This window comes from Lysinibacillus sp. SGAir0095 (genome assembly GCF_005491425.1).
Taxonomy (GTDB): Bacteria; Bacillota; Bacilli; order Bacillales_A; family Planococcaceae; genus Ureibacillus.
Genome location: NZ_CP028083.1, coordinates 1,966,784 through 1,989,788, shown reverse-complemented (window position 1 = coordinate 1,989,788; position 23,005 = coordinate 1,966,784). Strand labels below are relative to the sequence as shown.

Annotated in this window: 22 protein-coding genes; 8 read left to right on the top strand and 14 right to left on the bottom strand. The window is 33.8% G+C overall.

Translation table 11 applies throughout. The features are described from left to right. Positions 1-6 precede the first annotated feature (6 nt). Positions 7-471 (top strand): DMT family transporter, encoded by a 465-nt coding sequence (locus tag C1N55_RS09740; RefSeq protein WP_137728648.1) that lies wholly within the window; start codon positions 7-9, stop codon positions 469-471. A gap of 187 nt (positions 472-658) precedes the next feature. Here C1N55_RS09740 and C1N55_RS09735 read toward each other — a convergent pair whose 3' ends face one another. Together C1N55_RS09735 and C1N55_RS09730 are read right to left on the bottom strand one after the other, a co-directional pair. Continuing rightward, the gene (locus tag C1N55_RS09735; RefSeq protein ID WP_137728647.1) at positions 659-1,153 is read right to left on the bottom strand and encodes a DinB family protein; all 495 of its coding nucleotides are present in this window, start codon (positions 1,151-1,153) and stop codon (positions 659-661) included. A 165-nt stretch (positions 1,154-1,318) separates the two neighbouring features. Beyond that, entirely contained in the window at positions 1,319-2,197 is an 879-nt protein-coding gene (locus C1N55_RS09730; protein WP_137728646.1) for a DMT family transporter, read from the bottom strand. Positions 2,198-2,308: 111 nt separating this feature from the next. Here C1N55_RS09730 and C1N55_RS09725 point away from each other — a divergent pair, with 111 nt between their 5' ends. Further along, on the top strand, positions 2,309-3,172 hold the full coding sequence (locus C1N55_RS09725; RefSeq protein WP_137728645.1) for a LysR family transcriptional regulator: 864 nt from the start codon (positions 2,309-2,311) through the stop codon (positions 3,170-3,172). A 343-nt stretch (positions 3,173-3,515) separates the two neighbouring features. Here the strand turns inward: C1N55_RS09725 and C1N55_RS09720 are convergent, their stop codons facing one another. After that, positions 3,516-4,082, bottom strand: a complete 567-nt coding sequence (locus tag C1N55_RS09720; RefSeq protein ID WP_137728644.1) for a nitroreductase family protein — start codon at positions 4,080-4,082, stop codon at positions 3,516-3,518. A 193-nt stretch (positions 4,083-4,275) separates the two neighbouring features. Beyond that, the gene (locus C1N55_RS09715; RefSeq protein ID WP_137728643.1) at positions 4,276-5,157 is read right to left on the bottom strand and encodes a LysR family transcriptional regulator; all 882 of its coding nucleotides are present in this window, start codon (positions 5,155-5,157) and stop codon (positions 4,276-4,278) included. A gap of 109 nt (positions 5,158-5,266) precedes the next feature. Here C1N55_RS09715 and C1N55_RS09710 point away from each other — a divergent pair, with 109 nt between their 5' ends. Continuing rightward, positions 5,267-6,289, top strand: coding sequence for a DUF2332 domain-containing protein (locus C1N55_RS09710; RefSeq protein WP_137728642.1), 1,023 nt, complete (start codon positions 5,267-5,269; stop codon positions 6,287-6,289). A 256-nt stretch (positions 6,290-6,545) separates the two neighbouring features. On the opposite strand, the gene C1N55_RS09705 is transcribed toward C1N55_RS09710, so the two are convergent. Next, positions 6,546-7,634 (bottom strand): toxic anion resistance protein, encoded by a 1,089-nt coding sequence (locus C1N55_RS09705; RefSeq protein ID WP_137728641.1) that lies wholly within the window; start codon positions 7,632-7,634, stop codon positions 6,546-6,548. Between the two features lie 29 nt (positions 7,635-7,663). Then, positions 7,664-9,286, bottom strand: a complete 1,623-nt coding sequence (locus tag C1N55_RS09700; RefSeq protein WP_137728640.1) for a YceG family protein — start codon at positions 9,284-9,286, stop codon at positions 7,664-7,666. 360 nt (positions 9,287-9,646) lie between these two features. On the opposite strand from C1N55_RS09700, the gene C1N55_RS09695 reads away from it, so the two are divergent. Then, complete coding sequence (locus tag C1N55_RS09695) at positions 9,647-11,038, top strand: nucleoside-diphosphate sugar epimerase (RefSeq protein WP_137728639.1); 1,392 nt, start codon at positions 9,647-9,649, stop codon at positions 11,036-11,038. A gap of 74 nt (positions 11,039-11,112) precedes the next feature. Here C1N55_RS09695 and C1N55_RS09690 read toward each other — a convergent pair whose 3' ends face one another. The 4 genes from C1N55_RS09690 to C1N55_RS09675 form a co-directional block, all read right to left on the bottom strand. Further along, positions 11,113-12,825 (bottom strand): sensor domain-containing protein, encoded by a 1,713-nt coding sequence (locus C1N55_RS09690; RefSeq protein ID WP_240758426.1) that lies wholly within the window; start codon positions 12,823-12,825, stop codon positions 11,113-11,115. A gap of 237 nt (positions 12,826-13,062) precedes the next feature. Continuing rightward, on the bottom strand, positions 13,063-13,227 hold the full coding sequence (locus tag C1N55_RS09685) for a transcriptional regulator (protein WP_137728638.1): 165 nt from the start codon (positions 13,225-13,227) through the stop codon (positions 13,063-13,065). A 1-nt stretch (position 13,228) separates the two neighbouring features. Continuing rightward, positions 13,229-13,384, bottom strand: coding sequence for a transcriptional regulator (locus tag C1N55_RS09680; RefSeq protein WP_137728637.1), 156 nt, complete (start codon positions 13,382-13,384; stop codon positions 13,229-13,231). 425 nt (positions 13,385-13,809) lie between these two features. Continuing rightward, the gene (locus C1N55_RS09675; protein WP_137728636.1) at positions 13,810-14,235 is read right to left on the bottom strand and encodes a GatB/YqeY domain-containing protein; all 426 of its coding nucleotides are present in this window, start codon (positions 14,233-14,235) and stop codon (positions 13,810-13,812) included. A gap of 354 nt (positions 14,236-14,589) precedes the next feature. Between C1N55_RS09675 and C1N55_RS09670 the strand changes: the two genes are divergently transcribed. Next, positions 14,590-15,618 (top strand): PTS sugar transporter subunit IIC, encoded by a 1,029-nt coding sequence (locus tag C1N55_RS09670; protein ID WP_137728635.1) that lies wholly within the window; start codon positions 14,590-14,592, stop codon positions 15,616-15,618. A gap of 34 nt (positions 15,619-15,652) precedes the next feature. On the opposite strand, the gene C1N55_RS09665 is transcribed toward C1N55_RS09670, so the two are convergent. Next, on the bottom strand, positions 15,653-16,525 hold the full coding sequence (locus C1N55_RS09665) for a tyrosine-type recombinase/integrase (protein WP_137728634.1): 873 nt from the start codon (positions 16,523-16,525) through the stop codon (positions 15,653-15,655). Between the two features lie 298 nt (positions 16,526-16,823). On the opposite strand from C1N55_RS09665, the gene C1N55_RS09660 reads away from it, so the two are divergent. After that, positions 16,824-17,615, top strand: coding sequence for an enoyl-CoA hydratase/isomerase family protein (locus tag C1N55_RS09660; RefSeq protein ID WP_137728633.1), 792 nt, complete (start codon positions 16,824-16,826; stop codon positions 17,613-17,615). Between the two features lie 63 nt (positions 17,616-17,678). Here C1N55_RS09660 and C1N55_RS09655 read toward each other — a convergent pair whose 3' ends face one another. Further along, on the bottom strand, positions 17,679-18,482 hold the full coding sequence (locus C1N55_RS09655) for an ATP-binding protein (protein WP_137728632.1): 804 nt from the start codon (positions 18,480-18,482) through the stop codon (positions 17,679-17,681). Positions 18,483-18,692: 210 nt separating this feature from the next. Between C1N55_RS09655 and C1N55_RS09650 the strand changes: the two genes are divergently transcribed. Beyond that, on the top strand, positions 18,693-19,859 hold the full coding sequence (locus C1N55_RS09650) for an aminotransferase class I/II-fold pyridoxal phosphate-dependent enzyme (protein WP_137728631.1): 1,167 nt from the start codon (positions 18,693-18,695) through the stop codon (positions 19,857-19,859). 46 nt (positions 19,860-19,905) lie between these two features. On the opposite strand, the gene C1N55_RS09645 is transcribed toward C1N55_RS09650, so the two are convergent. Then, positions 19,906-21,132 carry an AI-2E family transporter gene (locus C1N55_RS09645; protein ID WP_137728630.1) on the bottom strand — a complete coding sequence of 409 codons (1,227 nt, stop codon included), beginning with the start codon at positions 21,130-21,132 and terminating at the stop codon, positions 19,906-19,908. 136 nt (positions 21,133-21,268) lie between these two features. Continuing rightward, on the bottom strand, positions 21,269-22,222 hold the full coding sequence (locus C1N55_RS09640; RefSeq protein WP_137728629.1) for an LCP family protein: 954 nt from the start codon (positions 22,220-22,222) through the stop codon (positions 21,269-21,271). A gap of 188 nt (positions 22,223-22,410) precedes the next feature. On the opposite strand from C1N55_RS09640, the gene msrA reads away from it, so the two are divergent. Further along, entirely contained in the window at positions 22,411-22,926 is a 516-nt protein-coding gene (msrA, locus tag C1N55_RS09635; protein WP_137728628.1) for a peptide-methionine (S)-S-oxide reductase MsrA, read from the top strand. Positions 22,927-23,005 lie beyond the last annotated feature (79 nt).

The following is a 23,005-nucleotide window of genomic DNA, read 5'->3' as shown; positions in this document are numbered from 1 at the left end:
TATTACATGAGTATTTTTATGATTTTATTTACATTGATTGGCGGTATCACCTTAAGTGCACAATCATCCATAAACGGTACGTTAAGTCGAAAAGCTGGAACAATTGAAACAACATTTTTAACATTTATTGCAGGAACATTGTTTCTTACTATTTTCATATTATTTTTTGGGAATGGAAATATCCTTGCACTTCTAGACGCACCCAAATGGCAACTAAGTGCAGCATTTTTGGGCACTATGTATTTACTTTTATCTGTTATGGCAGTTCCAAGAATTGGCGTTATTGCAACAAATATCTCTGGTATTGCTGGTCAACTTGTGATTGGCGTAATTATTGATCAGTTTGGATGGTTTAATAGTTTAGTCATAGAATTAGATACTAAACGGATTTTTGCTTTGCTATTTATGGTTATTTCACTTTATTTTATTCATAAAGGGAATAAGCGAACTATCAAGGAAACTGTTGCATAAATCATTTGGAAATAACACTAACATGCTTAATGTGACCCAAAAGATATTAGATTGCTACCAAAACAATTATTAACTGAATTTATCATATTACTAGTTTCATAAATATAACTTAAAGGCAATCCTCACGAAATGAGAATTGCCTTTTTACTGTCTTATTTTTTTAAGAAGGATCTAAAGTAACTAATTTCTATTCTGCTTCTTTTGTATCTACTTCCCAGCTATTTTGCAATTTTCGGATATAAATGATTTGACCAATATGATATGCGTTATGAGTTGACACATTCCCCAGAACTTGCCACCATTTCACATGACCAGAAAAACCATTTACTTCCCTTTCCAATTTTTCTTCAGATAATAAGGCTTGCCAATTTAAGCGAACCTCTAAAAGTCGGTTTTTTAAGTGAGCAAATGTACGGTTTTTCGGAATAATAAAGGAATCATTATTATTCCCTATGGAAGGTACAGCATTCACGTGGGATTTTTGGTACCTTGTTTGCCATGTGTTATTCCAATAAAGTAGGTGCTGCACAATTTCAGCTATACTATTACTTTCCTCGTTTGGCTTCCAAAATGCTTGTTCCTCAGACAAGTTTTTAATTGAGTCTGAAAATGGTAGGTACCAGCTTGGGTCATTCGCATTTGCCAACAACTGGTCCAATATAACATCTTTTGCATGAACCACAACAACACTCCTCATATAAATATTGTTCTCTCTAAATCTCTAAACAATTAAATCTTATTAGATTCTACCTCTACAAATACCATGTCACTTAAAAAATCCATTTATCAGTGTTGATAGTAATTAACTTCCTATTTGACTACAACTAAAAAAGGAACTTGCTTCTAACTATTCTCTAATAATCTCGACCGGATTTTTAGCTCTGGAAGGACTATTTGCCACGCACACACCTGCAAGGATGAGGAAAGCCCCTAAATATCCTTGTCCTCCCATATTTTCGTTTAAGAAAATAAAAGCAAATATGGATGAGAATACTGGTTCTAGTGAAAATATAAAACCTGTATTCTCGGCTGTTGTGTATTTTTGTGCAATTGGCTGCATGACAAAACCATATGCAGAGCAAATAATCGCTAGACTTAGTATTGCAATCCACTCTATACTTTCATTTGGCATCGTAGGCCTATCAAATAAAATACTTCCTATTAAAGCAATAAGACAAGCAAAGCCTAGCTGATATATCCCCAACTGTAAGGCATCAACTTCTTTGACAAAGTAATTTGTAATTATTATGTGAACTGCATATAGAAATGCAGCCACTAAACATAATAAAGAACCCATTTCAAATGTAAAGTTATCTTTAATAGTTAGTAATGCTAAACCAATCGAAACAAAAATCACACCGTTAACAATCTCTTTTCGAGGTAATTTCCGTGTAAGGATTGTTTGCAAAACCGGTACTAAAATGACTGTAGTACTTGTTAAGAATCCTGCAGAAGAAGCAGATGTTGTTCTCATGCCATACATAAGAGCAATGAAAATTCCAAACAACAAAGCACCGACTATAGCACTGTACTTTAATAGTTGGGTATTTACTTTCATTATTTTTTTGTTAAATATCAAGGTCATAACTAAGAATGCAATACCAAATCGTAAGCCGATCACGGTAAATGGAGAAACAGATTCTGCTAGAAGCTTCATAAAAATATAAGAAGTTCCCCAGCCTAATGAAACAGTTGCCAATAACCAGTTCGCCTGTTTTTGTGTCACACTCATTCCCCCCTAAACTTTAATGGCTAAATGGTATCATCTGATTTTACATAAGTAAAACGAATATTTATAATATAATTATTAGTATTACTTATGTAAGGAGTAATTTACTTGAATGCATATCACGCTTTTATAAAAGTAATAGAAAAAGGGAACTTCACTAAGGCTGCTGAAGAACTCGGGTATACTCAATCTGCCATTAGTCAAATGGTGAATTCATTAGAAAAGGAACTTTCGACAACTCTAATTCTACGCTCTCGAAACGGTATTACACTTACACCAGATGGAGAGGAATTTTTACCGTATATTAGAAATTTAAGTAATTCTCATTTGGAACTGTTAGTGAAACAAAAAGAGATGAAGGGTCTACAAAGCGGTCTTATTCGAATTGGTACATTTTCTAGCGTTGCATGTCATTGGTTACCTAAGCTAATCAAGGATTTTAAACAACTTTATCCTGCTGTTCATTTTAAAATCTATCAAGGTGAATATACTGTTATATCGAATTGGATTAGAGAAGGATTTGTAGATTTTGGTTTTGTTAACCCAGATGCCGCTAAAAATCTCAAAACCCTCCCATTACGTGAAGACGAAATGCTTGCTGTATTACCAAAGGATAATCCCTTAACAACTAAAAGTCAGGTAACATTAAAAGAATTATCTGAAGAACCGTTTATCCTTTTGGATGAAGGGGAAATCAATGTAGCTTTAAGCATTTTTAGTGAAAACCAATTTGAACCTAATATACAATTCCATGTACATGATGATTATGCAATTATGTCGATGATTGAACAAGGTCTAGGAATATCCATACTACCTAAATTAGTCTTGGATCGATGTCCATATGGTATTGTGACAAAATCAATCTCACCTACTATTTCACGCACAATAAGTTTGTCTTACAAAGATAAACGTGTCTTACCAATTGCAAGTAGATATTTTATAGACTTTATTCTTGAAAGTTTAAAAAAATAATTCGAAACAAAATAGAGCAAGGCTGACTAAATGACAGTCCTTGCTCTATCTTTACGGCTAATTTAATTAGCTGCTGATAAAATAAATGGCTCTAAAAGGCAACTTAACAAGAATTTGCTGTGCGTGTAAGTAGTGCAACAACAGTAACTCCAGCAGCTAATCCTGCAACTCCGAAAATTTGTTAAATGCTTACGATAAATAACGTAGTTTATATTACCTTATTTGTTCTTCATGAGAGTCTACAAAACTTGCTCTAATTGATTGGTATACACAATATTAGCTTCAAAACACCTCAAAACGATACAAAAAATACTCCTTAATCTTAAAAGGAGTATTCTAATGCTTATTTAAATGTCCCTTCGAAAACCGTTTCTTTTAATGGTCTGCGGTCGGATGGTTGTTCACGACTTTGTAAATCATCTGGTAAAGCATCCTTTTCTCCTTGATATCCAATGGCAATAACCACTTGAAGATCGAAAGTTTCTGGGATATTTAACAGCTCACGAGCTTTATCCTTCTCATATCCACCCATTGCATGTGTGACTAATCCTTCTTTTGCAGCTTGTAAAGATAAGTAACCCCAAGCAGTCCCACTATCAAACGCATGAACACGATCTTCTTTATCCGAAATAAGAACGGCTAGCACTGGAGCTTTTTCACACCACCGTCGATTCCCTTCTAAGATAAATGAATGGAATTTTTCTCTATCCTCTTTTGTTCGAGCTATAATAAATCGCCATGGTTGCATATTCATTGCAGAAGGAGACCAGCGCGCCGCTTCAAATATGCGCATTAAAACCTCCTCAGATACTTCTTTTTCAGAAAAAGAACGAGGTGACCAACGATTTAAAATGACAGGGTCAACGTCATATTCGGCTTGACGGAATTGTTTAATTTGTAGTTCATTCATGTCTTTCGCTCCTTTTAGAGTGTGTTTTATATGGTAAAGGTGTAATTCGACAGCATTTTATGTATGATATTACTCAAATGCCATACAAAATATTAAAACAGTTCCACCGAAAAATCCAAAATAACGGCTTGATAAATAGTCATTGGGTAGAACTTCTTCCTTATGGGCAATGTATTAATAATGCTTAATACTATTAATCCAAATAAGAGTTTAAAATTTTTTCTCTGATCAGGAATGTATTATGATCATTTAATTTATATTGCATATAGATTTTTACAAAAGGTAGTTCAAATTCGTTAAAGGGGATTACATTGAATCTCCCCTCCATCATTTCTCTGCGGATGATGAGCTTTGGTAAAAAGGAAATACCCAAACCGTCCTTTATAAACCTTTTGACAATATAGCATTGAGGTATTGAGATTGATTTAACAAAACTGAACCGATCTTTAACTAACAAATTTATGTTTGGAAAGATACTTGAAATATGATTTGTAAAGAAGGGATAGGTACCGAAGAGTTCTTCAATATCAAAGTTGACGCCCGTCTCATCATCATATTGATCTAATGGAACAACAAACTGCATTGGACTAGAATGTATTAATTCATTTTGTATAAAATCACTGTTACTTGGAGTTAATCCAATTCCTATGTTAGCTTCCCCATTTTGTAGCAAACTTTCAATTCTCTCGGATTCTTCAACCGTTAATATCACTTCAAAGGTGGGATTTTCAATCATAAATTGGTAAATGATTTGAGGTAATGTAGATTCAACTAGCATTGGTGATATGACGATATTAATCTTTACATTTTTCTTTTCTGAAAATAACTTTAGATTTTGCTTCCCTTCCTCCATTTTACTTAATATTTCTCCAGCTTCTTTTAAAAAGAATTTCCCCTCCGCAGTCAAAGAAACCTTCCCATTATCCCTCTTAAACAATTGAATTTGTAAGTATTCTTCTAATTGCTGAATATGTACCGTAACCGATGGCTGTGAAATAAATAGGAGATTCGCTGCTTCCCTAAAGTTTTCTGTTTTACCTGCAACCACAAAAGACTTTAACCATTTAGTTTCCAAATTATCGCCCCAATTAAACTTTTTAATCGAATTAATTAAAAATAATTAATTTTCTTAATTTAAACAAAAGTATACACTTAACTTAATTGATCAACAAGGGGATGATGAAATGGATGTAATCACAAAAAATTTTCAGGAATTTGCTGAAAATGAAGCCAAAGGAAGTAGTGAACTTTATTACTTTTTAAGTAAAAGAGTTGTTGAGGATCAAGATTTAATGGAGATTATTAGAAAAATTCCTGCCACGCAGCCTAAACCAAATCTATTTTTCGCATCAGTGCACTACCTTGTATCAAAATCAGATTCACCTCTACGAAATTATTACCCCTCTTTGACCGAAAAACCTTTACCTGTTGAGGAAAGCTTTAAACCTTTTAAAAGATTTGCATTAAATTACAAACAACATTTAATAGAATTGTTCCATTCAAAATTAGTACAGACCAATGAAGTCAAACGAGCTGCTTATTTATATCCTATGTTCTTAGATATTAATGTAATGACCAATAAGCCTTTAACACTCATAGAAATTGGCACAAGTGCCGGACTGTTACTTTGTTTAGATGTTTATAACTACGAATATAAAGAAGAGAATCAATTATTAACTGTTGAAAATGTACAGGATTCTCTCTTCATTCAATCCGAGAATAAGGGTGAAAAATTACCAAGCTATATTCGAACTAGGCTAAAAATCAATAATCGAATCGGGATTGATTTGAATCTTGTCGATTTAACTAACGAGGAGGAATATGAATGGATGCTTGCGCTAATTTGGCCGGAACACTCGGAAAGACGCAAGCAGTTTAAAGAAGCAAGCAAAATTACAAATGGCATCCAAAAAGAGTTGTATGAGGGAGATTTGTTAGAATTATTGCCGAAGCTAATTCAGTCCACTTCACCAGAAGACCAAATTGTAGTATTCCATACTCACGTAGCAAATCAATTTCCAGTTCAATTAAAAATGGACTTTGAGTACCTGCTAAAAGAATTGAGCAATGACCGTACAATCTATCATGTTTATAACAATATGTATGATACAGATATTCATCAGGATTTGTTAGAAAATGGAAAAGTCGTAGAGGAAAAGACGTTTAATAAGGCAGACGGGCATGGTCGATGGTTTTATTGGAAATGAAATTGAAATACGATACAAAATGATAGAACAAATTAAGCGTATCAGTAATTTAGCGATTTGCTGAAACAACAGAGCCAACTGATAATCCAGCAAACACTAATAAAATAGATTTTCCTGCTATCCGCAAGCTACGAGCCGAATCCGAAATCAGAAAAAAACAATGGAAACTAGTGACCTCAATCCACTTTATTCTCTCGTTCTCTAAAATATCGTTCATTTAAGAGCAATTAAAAAGGTGTCACCTAGGGGACACCTTTTACTTTTCCATTTTTTGTTCAAAACGTTTCTTTAACTCTGTTAATTTATCTGTCCCCACTTTACGGTCCTCAACTGACTTAGTATATATTTGTTTCACGTCTTCAATCCCCTGCATGATTGTTCCCCATGTCTTTTCCAGGGTTTCCAGTTGAATGAGGTTTCCACTTTTTAATCGAGCCATCACTTTTTCTTGTAAAGCAGCATTTTCAGCATTCTGTAATAATAATTCATTCGTTCTCGCATCCAGTGCTTGCTGTGCTTTATCTCTTACTTGCTGGCGTTTTAATGCTACTGTTTGAGCTAAGGCTTGCTTAAATAATGGAAGGGTAATAATAAACGAAGCATTTATTTTACGAACCAATTCATCATTTCCCATTTGTGTGACCTTTATCATTGGAAGACTTTGAAGTGCAATATTCTCTGCTAACTGTAAGTCATATATTCTCTGATCAAGCATTTGTTTTGCTTGAAGTAAGGTTTGGAGTTTTAATTGGTCTAATTGATTGCCCGAGACTCTTACATTCTCTTCCCACTGCGGGATCTGCTTTGTGGAAAGCTCCTGAATAGCTTGCTTGCCAGCCAATATATACTTTTGAAGCTCTTCATAATAAGCTAGATTATGATGAAACATGGATTCTAGCTGATCATTTTCCTTTAATATTTCCGTTTCATATTTCTTTAACGTAATGCCTACCTTTTCTACATCTGTCTGCATTGTTTCATACTTTCTATAAATAATTTCCATAGTATCTTTCGCTTTATTGAACAGTTTTTGAAAAAAGCCAGTTTTTTTCTCTTTTTTAAAATCATTTAAATTGAAAGCATCCATGATTCTACTGAGCTGCAGAGATAATTCTTTTGCTTCATCGATTTTAGTTCGCCGAATTGAACTTAATATCATATCGGAAAATCTTGAAATCTCGACTGTCGATTGACTACCAAATGATACAAGTGAATTTAGATTTTCGATATCCAGCTGTTGTATTATGGCTAGTATTTCAGGAGAATTTTGTACATTGCTTTTGATTTCATTTGTTTTTTGCTCAATTTCGTTCGGCAATTGAACTTTTAAATTTTCTACTTCCATCTTACTTCCTCCTTTAAGTTAGAAGTGAGTTATCGTTTAAAGAATCTTTTTAAAAAACTTGTTTTTTCTTTAGGTAGTTCCTTTGGAATCTCCATATCGAACTGAACAGACGGCAATTGATGAATATCAAAGTAATTTTGATTGATCCATGCTTCAATGTTGTTGTAATTCGTTGGTGTATAAATAAGTATATCTGCCCCAACTAGATTGAAATAGCATAGTAGGATAATGTCGCTTTCGGTGAAGTTATCAGGTTTATGATCGTAAACAACTATTTTAGGAACCTTACCTGTAAAGTCAAAGGATTCGACAAGTCTTAAAAACTCTTTATCCATCGTAATAATTGTCATTAGTATTTTAATTCTTAAATCATTCGTCATCTCTTGAAGGAACATATCCGACTTAATTAGCTCGTTCATTTTACCAACCATGAAATCTTGAACGGTTTGATTTAAATAAGAAAATTTGTATAAAGGATGTTTAAATAGCTTTTCCTTCTCAATTAACCCATTTGCATCGAAAATAAATGAAGTAGAATACATTTCCTGTCTGGAATAAGTAACTGGTGTGAAATCCACCTTCTCTTTAAATACTGTATTGGCAGTACTTTTTAGTTCAAACAACTCTTTCCAGTACTCTTCTATTTGCGGATACGTTCCACTGACTTTTACAAATAAATTCGGTACAGAGACGATTTCATTTTTCACCTGAAATTCAGGTCTTACTTTTGCATCTTCATACCACAAAATTTTCAGTTCATCATGGGTAGTTCTTAATGTAATCGGCTTGGTAGAACCCGACTCAAATTGCCTCGTTTTAAAAATCCCTACGTCTTCCCCATATAAGAAGCCTTCTATTTCTTCTTTTGCTTCAAAGGTTACGGTGTTCTTTCTTACTCTTTTTGCTTCAAGTGGGAACGGTTCTAGTGCAAAACTATTTGAGTATACCATTATTTTTGAGAACGTTTCAGTCGGATCAATTTGAGAAAACCTTTGTTCTTTGACTGGCTCTGTATGAATATACAAAACGTCCATTCCCATTAAAGAAAGAAAGATTAAGAAATAAATTTCATGGGCTTTGATTTCACCATAGAAAATGATTTTTGGGATATCCTTTTCAATCATGTTCGTTGGATACAGTTTTGGTAGTATACGCTGTAGCCAGATTAATATTTTGACAACAAAAGTTTCTACTTTTGAAGTATTAACGAAAGACTCATTTTTAAGAAATAAATCCAGAACCTGCTGTAAAGATTTATGAATAGCAGCATAGTGGCTATGTCCGTAAAAAATTCGGGAATTAAAAAATAAAGATAACCCTTGTTTTTTCAACGCTGGAATATCTTGGGTTAAGGAAGTCCCTATAAAATTCTTAAAATAGCTCATTTCATTATTTTGTGGTGTAAGTATAGGACCATCAAATCGAACATAACGCCCATAATTAGTTAACTGTTCATCTAGTCGAAATAATTCATTTTTATATAAGTTAAAATCATTTTCTTCTTCGCCCTCTACGCCAAGTATACGATAAAAATAAATTGGAATAACAGGCGTTTTTTCACTTATATATCCGATTCTTTCTTCTGCTGGAACTAAAATATCCTCTAAGGGGTTCCTCGTTTCCTTCAAAGAAACAATATAGTTTGAACTCATAAACTCACCATCTTTTGTTTAAAATTCTTGGGTTTAGTTAAATTCAATTATACATCTTTTATCAATATTAAGAGAGTGTTTATCCATATTTTCTCATTAATCTTTTATATGCTTCTTGTAATATGTTTCCTTTTTCAAATGTCAATGTGAATTAATCCATTGTTTTTCTAAAAAAAATTTATAATTCGGTTCTAAATTTTAGGCAAACACAATAAATTAGTAGAGTGGGCAAACCATGCAAATTAATGAAAAATTATTCATGTTTTGTTCATTCTACGTGGAAGAATTCATACATTTGCAACACTTTTTGCTATTGTTTCTTTAGCGAAAGAAATATAATAGAAGTAATGGAGGTACAGTATGCTTAAAATTAAACATATTGAATTTATAAAAACTGTTTATGATGAATCTCTTTCACATAATATATTCTCGATAGCTAATATTCAATTCTCCAATTATCCCCCAATTAATGGGGCACTTTTGTATTGGAAAAAAAATTCGTCTCGTTCAGATTTTACACCTGAGGGCGACTTTAAATTTTTCTACGATATGTCCAATATTACATACTATGCTTCTGTAAAATTCCCAAAGAGCATAAAGCTGACAAGGGATCAAAGACAAGAATTAGCCTATATTTTGTTGGATGAGCGCGGATCGATTGGGACTTATAGCTTGAAAACACATCCAAGCCGAAAAAGAAAGTTCAAACCCGATAAAGCATTGGATAAGTTAAATTTCCCAGAGGATTTCGATGTAAAGTCAATACCTTCTTATGTAGGACCGATTATAGATGAGATTGACATGAACCAAATGACCAAAGCAAATCCTGGCATGTCGAAAAAGTTCGTCCACGATTACTGTTTTTGGAGATATAATTTGGTAAAACTTCACCCGACTGAGTTTGAAAAGTATTTGGATTATGTTGATTTTGCCTATATTTGCTATGCCTGCGACCAGTTAACCGAAGAATATTTAATCGAACATTTAAACTTAGTGGATGTTGCTTCCCTACAATATAATTACCCAGTACTTTCAAGACTTTCTGCATCATTTAAAAACTATATTGTGAGTGAATTAAGACGACAGAATTTAAAAATTAACGACCACTTCGAACAAGAAATCGATTTGTTTATAGAAGATGAAACATACTTTAGTGAATATAGCACGATACACTTACTCGATGAATACGAACTAGAGGAAGAAGAAGAAAGACTAGAATATCATTTTTTCGAGTTTGAACGCGGACAGTATAAGTGGCCGGGTAGTGAACATATGGTAAAAGGTATTCCATCATTGGCTAGTCAAATATATGATGACATGGGGTATAAAAAAAGAATCAACAAAGAAATGGACATAATTTTCAATCAATACTCGGAACTACAAATTCAGTTAATAAGTGCTGTTTTAGAACCTCATTGGTTACATCGCTACCGAGAGAAAATCAATTGGCAAATTGTTTGTCAGTATAATGAACATTTAACAGAGGATTTCCTTTATGCTCATTCGCAATATATTGAATTTGAAGCTCTTGGTAATAATTTGTGGTGTGAACTTTCTGATGGATTTATAAAAAAATATCTAAAACACTTTAATCATAATCAGCCTGTTCCTATCATCATTCGTCATTTAACTGAGGAATTATATTTAAATTATAAGGATATGATAAAAGTCAATTCAGATTTGTTATTCCAATATTACGATGCAGTGGGCAACGATGAATACGAACGTTTACAAGAGCTCCTAAGTGAATAAAAATGGTATGAAGATTTCACTCTATCATACCATTATAAAATCAGGAAAAGTCTAATACTATTCCTGATTTTTTATTATTTCGACAATTCACGATGCATTTTTTGTGTTATATCAGCTACATTTAAAGGTTTACTGAAGTAATAACCTTGTACATATTCACAATTATATTGTTTTAGGATTTCCAATTCCTCAATTGTTTCCACACCTTCAGCTACTACTTTTAGCTTTAGAGCATGTGCCAGTGCAATGATTGCTGCTACCATGGCCACTCCGGATTCCCCTTCACGTATATTGACGATGAAGCTTCGATCTATTTTAAGCGTGTCGACTGGGAATTCTTTCAAATAACCAAGAGAACTGTAGCCTGTTCCAAAATCATCAATTGCCACTGTTAGACCAATTTTTTTTACTTCTTGAATCTTATTTATAAGATCATCATTATAATCCATCATGCTCATTTCAGTAATTTCAATTTCTAAAAGCTCGGCTCTTACTTTTGTTTCTTCCAGTATTTCAACAAGTCGACCAACAAAATTCGGTTCTTTAAAGTGTAAAGGAGAAATATTAATAGCTACTCTTAGATGAAAATTCAACTGCTTTTCCCACTCTTTTATTTGTAGGGCGGCTGTTTTTAATACCCATTCTCCAATGCCATTGATTAACCCACACTCTTCTGCAAAAGGAATGAATTCATTTGGCGGTATAAGACCTAATTCTTCATCTGTCCACCGAAGTAGCGCTTCCATCCCAACCAGTTGTTCAGTTTTTACATCCATCTTCGGTTGATAGTGGATTTCCAAAAGATCTTCTTTTATAGCATTTCGAAGCTTGGATTCCAATATCAATATCTGGTCATTTTTCCCTTGCATAAGCTTTTTGAAAATCTCATATTGATTTCCCTTTCTATTTTTAGCTACATACATAGCTAAATCGGCACTTACTAGTAAACTATCTACGTCATATCCATGCTCAGGGAATAAGCTTATTCCAATACTGATCGTAGAATAAAATTCATACCTATCAAAGACATATGGTTCTTCAAACATTTTCATAAGTTTTGTCGCCATTTCTGAAAGCAAATCTATATCTTCGAGTAAATATACAAATTCGTCTCCGTTTAATCGATAGAATGAGTCTCCATTACTATCCATTGATTTAAATCTTTGGGCAACTTCAACTAAAAATAAGTCCCCGATATTGTGGCCAAGTGCATCATTAATATGTCGGAATCGATTAATATCAATAAAGAAAAGAGCAAATTTAGAATGGTTTTCATTACTTTTCTCAATAAGCAGCTTTAGCTTTTGAGCTAAATATCTACGGTTTGGTAACCCGGTTAACACATCATGATTCGCAAAATGTGTAATCATCTGGATATTTTTTTGTTCCGTTATATCTGTTCTAATAGAGATATACTGGTAAGGTACTCCATTTTTATTTAAAAAAGGTACAATAGTAGTCTGAACCCAATAAAGAGTTCCGTCTTTTGCACGGTTGCATATCTCACCATTCCAGGTTTCCCCATTACTAATAGTTTTCCACATCGTATTAAAGAAATCTTTCGTATGAAATCTTGAATTTAAAATACGGTGATTTTGACCAATTAATTCTTTTCGACTATATTTTGAGAGTTCACAAAACCGATCGTTTACTGCAGTAATATTTCCCTTTGAATCGGTTACAGCTAGTATAACAGCTTCATCTATAGCCGCTTTGATATCTTTTAGTTCTTCATATGTATGCTCCATGAATGTGGTCTTTGTTAACTGTAAGTTATTGTTTATCATGAAGTCCCTCCGTTACAAATTAACTGAAATATCTCAAAATAATTATTTTTAAGTATTATATAAATATTATACATTGAAAATCGGTAAGATAATAGATAAAATGTCGAAAAATGTATAAAAATCGTTACAATTTGTTTGGTTGTTGTTAGTAAAATAGTCTCTCATTCAGAAAATAAAACAACCCTACTTGATTTTATGTTCAAGTAAGGTTGCTATCGGACGTTTGCTAAGTCTAAATCAATCTTCAAGATCATGCCCCCTTTTTGGTTGAGCACGCTCATTAAATGCATCCAATTGTGCTTTTGACAAGCTTAATAGATAATAGGCAAAATTAATAGGCTCTAATCCATACTGCTGACATGCTTGTTTATAATAATCATAGCCAATATTGTAATCCACCATCCTACTTCCACCCTTTCATTTGTTTTGCTTGCTCATTGAACACTTCCAGCTGTTCTTGTGATAATTGTTGAACAAAATAATAAAAATTAATTGGCTCTAGCTCAAAATCCATACATCTCATCACATAATAATCATAACCATCACGATAACTAGACATCTTCATCAACCATCCTTTCTAATTGTCTGCGCTTTTGTTATATAACAGAATATTTTCGTTAAAGTTAATATAGTACAGATTTTATTTTAAGTCAATATAATTTTCTGAATAGATAAACATTTAATGTGGTGCTCTAATTTTCATTGCTTTGAGATTTGAGGAAAGTTCAGGCTTCGGACATCATGATTTTTTTAAGAAAGGTAGGCTATTGAACTGTCTATGCTTTGGCAGCTCCGGTATTTTCTTATAGAAGCCATCTATTGGACAGTTTGTACTTTGAGGGCTCCCTCTTCGTCTTATAGCAGCGACCCTTTGGACTGTTTAAGCTTTGGCAGCTCCCCTTTTGAAGGCAAAGCCCAATTTGAATCTCTTTTCAAATAAAAAAAACCCACGCTATTCAGGTGAGTTTTAGTAACACTTCTCAGTTAAATTAAACTTTTTACTACTTTTGAAATAGTTGCACTATCTGCTTTACCAGCCAATATCGGTTTTGCAATCTTCATGGCATCCCCCATATTCATCCCTTTACTAACTCCAGCTTCAGTTAACACAGCAACAATTTCATCTTCTGTTAATTGTTTTGGTAAGAAGCTTTTTAAAAGCGTGAGCTTGGCTTCTTCTTTTTCAATTAAATCGTCTCGATTTGCTTGTTTTGCACCATCTAATGCTTGATTTGTTTGTTTAATTTCACGATTGACAATTGAAATTTCTTCATCTTTTGTAAGCGCTGCACCTTTTTCTTTCTCTGCTGTATCCAAAGCAGATTTTAAAAGAGTAAATACTCCTTTTGCCAATACATTCTTTTCCTTCATAGCCGTTTTTAATTGTTCAAATACTTTTTCTTTCAGCATTTATGTTCATCCTTTCAAAATAACTTGTTCCACCAAATTATATAGGTACATGATTAACTATATTAGATAAAGTCGTTTTTCGCCAATAATAGAGAATCTAGGAAAAAGAATTCAACTTTGAATAGCAAAAAGCACCAACTAAACTATTAAATATAAAATTACACCATTATTATTTATAAATTGATATTCTCTAAAAAAACGTTTCCATTCTCTAAAATAGCTTTAACTTATCAAATGGATAAAAAGTCAGAAAATTTTGTATTGAAATAATCTTCTAAACTACTATAATAATTCTTACATTACACCATGATGTTATATTAGAAAAACGACATCTTAGAGAGGATTTGTTTCAATATGAAAGATTTTTTTAGTAAGTTATTAACTGGTATGAGTTTAGGAATTGTTGTTTGCTTGATTCCAAATGCTCTTGTCGGAGAAATATTAAAATTAATTATTCCCTATATCCCCTTTTTAGAAACTGTTTTAAATGCTTCCGTTATTGTAATGAGTTTACTTCCAGTTATTATTGGGGTTATGGCAGGAATTCAATTTAAATTAACACCGATTCAAACTTGCTCGGTTGGATTAGCTGCATTTGTTGGCAGTGGTGTAACAACAGTTATGGAAGATGGATCTATAACGATGGCAGGAATCGGGACAGTTATCAATATTGGTTTAACAACAGCACTAGCAATTCTTTTTGTTCAATTTTTAGGAACAAAATTAAAGGATTGGACTTTGCTTGCCATGCCAGCATTAACAATCTTCATTCCTGGGTTAATGGGCCTTGCTATCCTTCCATATGTGAAAAACAGCTCATTAATAATTGGTAATGTTATTATGTATTTAACAGATCTCCAACCGGTCCTAATGGGTGCACTTATTGCAATGATATTCTCGGTACTTATTATCTCTCCAATATCAACAATTGGAGTTGCAACCGTTATTATGCTATCAGGAATCGGGGCTGGTGCTGCTAATCTTGGAGTTTGTGCTTCTGGCGTCGGAATGTGTATCGCAAGCTATCGCTCGAATAATTTTGGTACAGCTATTGCTCATGTGGCATCTGCAAAAATCCAAATGCGCAACTTCCTTATGAAGCCGAAAATTGCTTTACCTATGATTTTAACAGCTGCTATTTTAGGGGGGCTAGCTGGTGTATTCCAAATAGAAGGAACTCCATACAGTGCTGGCTTTGGACTAGCAGGGTTCGTTGGTCCACTTAAATATCTTGATATTGTAGGATGGCAAATGGAAAGCATGATTATTTCTCTAACATTATTCATAGGCTTACCAATCGTTTTAAATTTATTATTTATAAAACTATTTGAAACTAAGCTAAAATGGGTTAAATCAGAAGATTATAAAGTAAATTATGAATAAAATATCCCCCTATTCTACTGTGAAGTTCAGTAGTTTAGGGGGATTTATTAATCAGATTTAGTCGTTCTTTCAAAACACTTTTACGTGAATAGCCATATCGCATAAAGTCTTCTAACTGTTTACCGTGAAGCTGTTTAACCTCTTTATCAATAAGTGTATATCGAAGTGAAGTGGCAGTCACTTTAAAACCAAGTTTTTCAGAGGTAGATTGGAAAATTCGTTCAATCGTTTTCACAGTAATGGGTTCGTTCTGTTTATTTCCTAGGCCAAGCCAAACAAACTCACAATTTTTACTTAAAGGTAGTAAGGCTTCTGTCTCCAAATGAAATAAATGCAGCCATTTAAGAATAGTCATTGATAATGAAAGCTTTCTTATTTTTTTATTTTGAATAAATGTAATCTCATTATCCATTATGTGGGACCATTTCAATCCTACAATTTCAGAAGGCTTAACTCCAGTTTCCAACATAATATTCATAATGCAAAAATTTCTTAATGCGATCCATTTAAACTCAGTATCTTCAGCTGCTTCAAATACACCACACCAATAATTCGAAGCCAATTTCACTTGATTAACACTCAAGGTCTGTATTGCTTGTTTTTCTGTCCTCATTGGTTTGAATAAACCTTTTGGTATTTCTCCTATTATATCGCGTTGCTTCAGAAAGGTTAAAAAATGCTGTAATGAGGCTCTCTTGCGGTTTATGCTAGCAACAGATGAAAAGGCAACTTCTAAATATTCATTATAGCCATCAACTATTTTGCCTAGTGGATCGTTGAAAGTGTAATGATGTTCATTCATAAATTGTAGGAATTGGTGTGTATCAATACCGTATTGCTTGATGGTATGGGGCGATTTGCTTAATGATTGTAAATATGCCCTATAATTTGTTACTAATTCATCCATTTCTACTTCTCCTTATGAACTTTGCGTAAATTGAATATAATTATTAATGGAATTGATGCGTGGATTCTAATTTTAATTTATTATATAAAAGTGTCGGATAATATGCAAGGAATGAACGGATGGCTCATTTCACAATGCACAATTATAACAGAAATTAATACCTGGTAAATCGTAATAATTTCAGATGATAAAAAGAATTTTCTACTTCTTTTGAATTTAGCTTGAATATTCATAATTTAATGCTAGTTAAAGTTATCGTAGTATATAATGTGAATAACAAACTAAAGGGGCTGTTTGAATGCAGGTACGTACTACAAGACTAAAGGAAGAAGAGGCTAAAATTATCTATCAAGAAACTGCTGGACTTGCAATTATTACAATCCACCGACCTAGACTTAAGAATGCTTTGACTTCAAATATGTGGACACAGCTAGCAGATATAGCATTAAAAACACTAGATAATCCTAAAAATAAAGTTTTAATTTTACGAGGATCTGGTGAGAATTTTACCGCAGGTTCTGACATTAAAGAGTTTAACTCAATTTCCTTAGAGGAAGCTGAAGAAGCCTTTGTTCATATGGAAAAAACGATTTCCACTATAGAAAGATTACCGATTCCTGTAATCGGTGTTATTAACGGACCTGCAATGGGAGCTGGTTTAGAATTGGCATTAGCCTGTGATATTCGAATTGGTTCGGACAAAGCACGAATGGGAATTCCTGTTGGAAAGCTCGGTATTACAATTAATAACAAGTTTGCTAAACGGCTTGTTGATTTAGTTGGCCCATCTGCAACTAAGGATTTCGTTTTTACCGGACGTATGTATAAAGCAGAAGAAGCTTTTAAGGCTGGAATGTTAAATTATTTAGTCGCTGAAAAAGATTTAAATAAATTCGCAATTCGTATGGGGAAGCTAGTTGCCGGAATGTCCCCTTCATCAGTACTCGCTGTAAAACGTACTGTTCAGGAATGTTTAGATTCTGCACCAGTTTTATGGAAGACCTCTACACCATTTGTTGATCCACATGATTTTCCTGAAGGTGTCCGCGCATTTGTTGAAAAACGCCAACCGAGATTTTCACGTAAATAAAAAATTGCCTGCCGAGAATACAACAGAATTTCCAGGCAGGCTTTCTTCTTATAATAGAATCCATCAAACAATCCCTTTAATATTGAGTCTAATAGCAGAAGGTTCAAATTCGAAATGTCGTATAAACTGCTCAGCAATTAATTGCTGGAGCCCCCGCATTTTATCCTGCACATCATAATTGACTGGTGAAGCTAAATAAACGGTGATATAAAGTATTTGATGGTAATCCTTCATAACAAAATGGACCGTATCAATTTTTGCAATTACACGATATTGACTAATTAAATATCTCACTAAATCAACATATACAGTTTTGGATATATAAATTATTTGTTGATGAAAATCAGGCTGCACAATCGTCGTCTCTCCCAATTTCACTTTATTTTTTGAGAAAATATCGAAGCCCCTCTGAATAAACCGTTTGAAAAAATTCTGCTCTACTTGTCTATACGGAATGGGCATTACATGTTTACCCTGTGTATTTCTTATAAATTTCGCCATCTGTATTTCTCTATTTGAACGAATTTCTTCAATATGATGTATATAGTTGATTGGTTCAAGCTGGAGGCGTTTTGCAATCTTTTTCGTCATTTTATCTGAGGTTCCTATGATGAGAATTGATTGGATTTGGTATTCTTTTAAGGCTTTTAAGACCATCATTCTATGTTCTTCATCTTGGAAAATTGCTCGACGTACTGCAGTTATTGTATTTTTTTCAAATTTAGCTGATGTCCCGGCGATTTTTTCTCCATTGATGATTAATAACCCATCATCGATAATGGCTTCAATTTGATTTTCATAGGCAAATTGAATAGCACTTGTACTTTTACCAGTTCCACTCGGCCCACTTAAAGAATGTACAATCATCAAATCCACTCCAACTTCTTTTTTTATAGTTTAAATCAAAGAATCACAACATGCTATTTATGTTTACGAAAATCTTATGTTAGCCTTTAAAAATAGCTTGTTTCTCGAAATTTTTATTTATTTCCTTTTTTCTGATTAAATAGCGAATTTCTATCGGCACTATGTTAAAATGTGATTACTATTTTAATAGAATATAAGGAGTGTTCAACCTTGAATGTGACCCCCTCAAAGAAAATGTCGTTATTCCAGCCTGCAATATTTTCCAGTTTGAAAACTTATGCCAAGCAACAAGAGAAAATTAGTAACCAAAGTTTAATTGATTTAAGCTTAGGTAGTCCCGATATCCCACCACATGACATGCTTCTTAAATCTATGTCTGAATTAAGTAAACAGCCTACTTCTTACGGCTACACACTAACTGGCTCGTCAGGATTTTTTGAAGCAGTGGCAAGATACTATTCACGCGTAAATAAAGTGGTATTAGATCCTGAGACTGAAATTGTCCAAACCATTGGCTCACAGGAAGGGTTAGTTCACTTACCTATTGCGTTTTGTGACCCAGGAGATTACATTTTAACGACAAACCCTGGTTATGTTGCCTATGCAGCAGGAATCACTTTAGCTGGTGCAACACCCTTTTACATACCACTAGATGAAAATAATGGTTTTCTACCAAACCTTGAAGAGATTCCGGAAGACATAGCAGACAAGGCAAAACTGTTAATATTAAATATGCCTGGAAATCCAGTTCCAATGGCGCCCTCTCTCGAATACTTTACTGAAGTAGTCGACTTTGCCAAAAAGCATAATATTATCGTTTTGCATGATGCAGCTTATTCTGAATTTTACTTTTCTGGAGATGCCCCAATTAGCTTCCTAGCAGTACCTGGGGCAAAGGAAGTTGGCTTGGAAATCAACTCTCTTTCAAAAAGCTTTAGTTTAGCTGGAGCACGAGTTGCTTATATTGTAGGAAACGCTGAAATGATTGCAATCATGAAGCAGTTGAAATCTAATTTAGACTTCGGGATTTTCGACCCCATTCAAGAGACGGCTATACTTGCATTAGACCATGCAGAAGAAATAACTACTCCTTTACGAGATACTTTTGCAGAACGTCACAAAATACTTATGAAAGGACTTCAAGAACTGGACTGGGAAATAGCACCGTCTAACGGCGGAATGTTTGTATGGGCAAAGTATCCATTTGAAATTGATAGTGTCTCCTTTGCCTTTAAAGCGATAGAGCAAACCGGCGTCCTAATGGTGCCTGGCACAGCATTTGGTTCAGAAGGAGAAGGCTATGTACGTCTGGCACTTGTTCAAAATGTAGGGCTATTAAAAGAAGCAGTTACTCGCTTAAAAAGCCTATCCATATAGATAAAAAGGATGTCTCTTAAAACTTTGAGACATCCTTTTTGTTTAATTAAATATCATATTTATTTTCGATATCACGTTCATATCGGTTATATCTTCTTTTCACCAGTCCGAACAAATGAGTTACTAATACTTTTAATAGAGCATAAGCAGGGATACCCAGGATTACTCCTGCTACTCCAAACAAGGAACCAAATGTTAATAAAACAAAAATAATCGTAATTGGGTGGACAGAAAGAGATTTCCCCATAATATTTGGTGTAATAAACTTCCCTTCAATTAACTGAACAACTGTCCAAACAATGATTAATTTTACTAACATAATTGGTGAAGTAACAATGGCAATAATGAGTGCTGGCGTGATGGCAATTACTGGCCCTAAATAAGGAACAACACTTGTTACCATCGCTAAAATTCCTAATAAGAAAGCAAAGTCAAGACCGATAATTAAAAATCCTATCGTCATCATGACACCAATGCAAATCGAGACCAATATTTGACCAAGAATGTATGAACTTACTTGCTTATCCATTTCTTTCAAAACTTGTCCAACTTCATTCCGCGCACGAGGTGGGAAAATACGTAAGATAAACTTCGGTAATTTTTCACCTTCATATAATAAGTAAAACAAAATAAATGGTACTGTCACAAGTGATAATAAAATCCCAGTCAAGGCAGATACGAAACCAGTAATACCAGTAGCAACAGTGGAAGCGACATTCGTCAGTGTATCTTTTACAGTTGAGACTAGATCATTTGTAACGGTCGTTAAAACATTTTCATAATCTAATTTATAATTTGATAGTAGTTCGTGAATTCTCGTATTATTTAAAAACGCAACAGTTGTTTGTGAAAATTTCATAAAATACATTGGAAACTCTTCTACTAAATTCGTAAATTGATCACGTAAAAATGGATAAACAAGAAGCGAAAGTAAAGTCATGAGTGCTGCTACGATCACATACAAAATTAAAATGACTAAGCTGCGAGGTACTTTTCCCTTTCCACTTTTATCTGCTAACCGAACAAACGGTCGCAACAGATAATAACCTATGATTGCTAATACACCTGGTAAAATAACAACCTCAAATAAAACCTGAAGTGGATAAAAGATAAAATCAACTTTATTGAATACAAAAATAATGCATCCAGTTAATAATAATGTAATGAGTAAAAACAAAAGATTTTTTCCACCTAAAAAGCGGATAAACCTTGTTTGAAAAAATGAAGACCTTTCTCTTGTTAACCGATCCTCGTAACCCTTTTCTCTTTCCAAAAGACCACCTCGTCAAACTATGAATTTATTATTCATTTTATTTTATCATGTAAAATGTTTTTTCATAAAGTGTTACAACTACCAACCGTTGGAACTTTTTTAATCACGACTGGTACAAATGCTGTAAAGAAGAAAATTATTCTCCTTCTAACTTAAGAAAGTCTTGCACTTGCTGTTTGTTCGTATCAACATCAATTTCGATTACTTCTCCCGCATGACTGTACGATTGATAGCTATAGCTACCTTCAACTGGTATTGTCAGCTTCTCAATTTCCACTTTTCCGCCAACTGCTAGCCCCAATACGGTTTTAATTTCCTCTGATGTTGATAAATCTGTTGTAATATAGCCTTGCGCAGCACCGATTAACTTTGGAAGGTTGTTGATATTGGTAGGTGACAAAAGCTCATCTTTTAAAGCATCGATTACCTTTTGCTGACGTTCAACACGACCAAAGTCTCCTTCAGAATCATGACGGAATCGAGCATAGCCCAGTAGCTCTTGTCCATTTAATTGCTGTTCGCCTTTTGATAGTGTCACACCTATATAGGCTGACATATCTTTTTCTACATCGATTTCAATACCATTAGGCGCTAATATATCAATAAGAGATTCAAAGCTTTTAAAGTCAATTAATGCGTAATGATGTATCGGCACATCAAACATTGTGTTTAATGTATCTTTCAATAGCTGTACGCCGCCTAAATAATAGGCAGTATTTAATTTATATGACTTATAGCCTGGGATATCAGCATAAATGTCTCGCATGAAGGATACTAGCTTCAAATCATTTGTATCTTGATTCCATGATAGCAGCATCATCGTATCTGAACGAGACTCCTCCTCCCCACGACTATCAACCCCTATGATCAAATAGTTTTTTATCGTCTTATGTTCATCATCTGCAACAAAATCAGCCTCGGGTAATTTTGTTTCTGATGCCAGCTGTAGCCCCTTTTGATATTGGAAATAAGAATAGATTCCTATCACTACCAATAACAGCAATAAGAAGGTAATAAGCAGCCTTCCTTTTCGTAATTTCCTTTTTTTATGTCGGGTCTGGCGTTTTTCTCCTACTTGATTTTCTTCCATCTAGATTCTCCCCTTTAAAAATTCAATTACGAGACGTTTGGAATGATAGAAAGGTTCATTTTTCCATTATTATACTACGGCAGAAGACAACTAGCTTGAAATAACCAATAAATAATTGTTAAAAAATTGTTTCATTACCTATATCATGTTACAATACTATTTATTTTAAGCATTGGAGGCGTAAAAAAATGGAAAAAGCTACATTTGCAGGTGGATGTTTCTGGTGTATGGTAAAACCCTTCGTTGAGTGGGATGGTATAAATAAAGTAACTTCTGGTTATATGGGAGGTACTGTGGAAAATCCTACATATGATCAAGTAAAAGAAGGAAATACTGGCCATTTAGAAGTGGTTCAAATTGAATTCGATTCTACTGTATTTCCATATGATAAATTACTAGAAATCTATTGGATGCAAATTGACCCTACCGATGATGGTGGTCAATTCCATGATCGTGGGGAATCCTACAAAACAGCAATCTTCTATCATTCGAAGGAGCAGCAAAAACTGGCTGAAAGTTCAAAACAGCAATTAGCTGATAGTGGTCGTTTTAAAAAACCGATTGTTACTCAGATTATAGAAGCTACTACGTTTTACGAAGCAGAGGATTACCATCAAGATTATTATAGAAAAGAAGAAAAGCATTACAAAGAAGACCGTGCAATTTCGGGTCGAGATGAATTTATTAATTCTCATTGGAAATAAAATCGCTAAAAATAATTTCATGGGCAATAAGACAATATAACAAAAGGCGACAAAACCAAGGTTGGATTTTGTCGCCTTT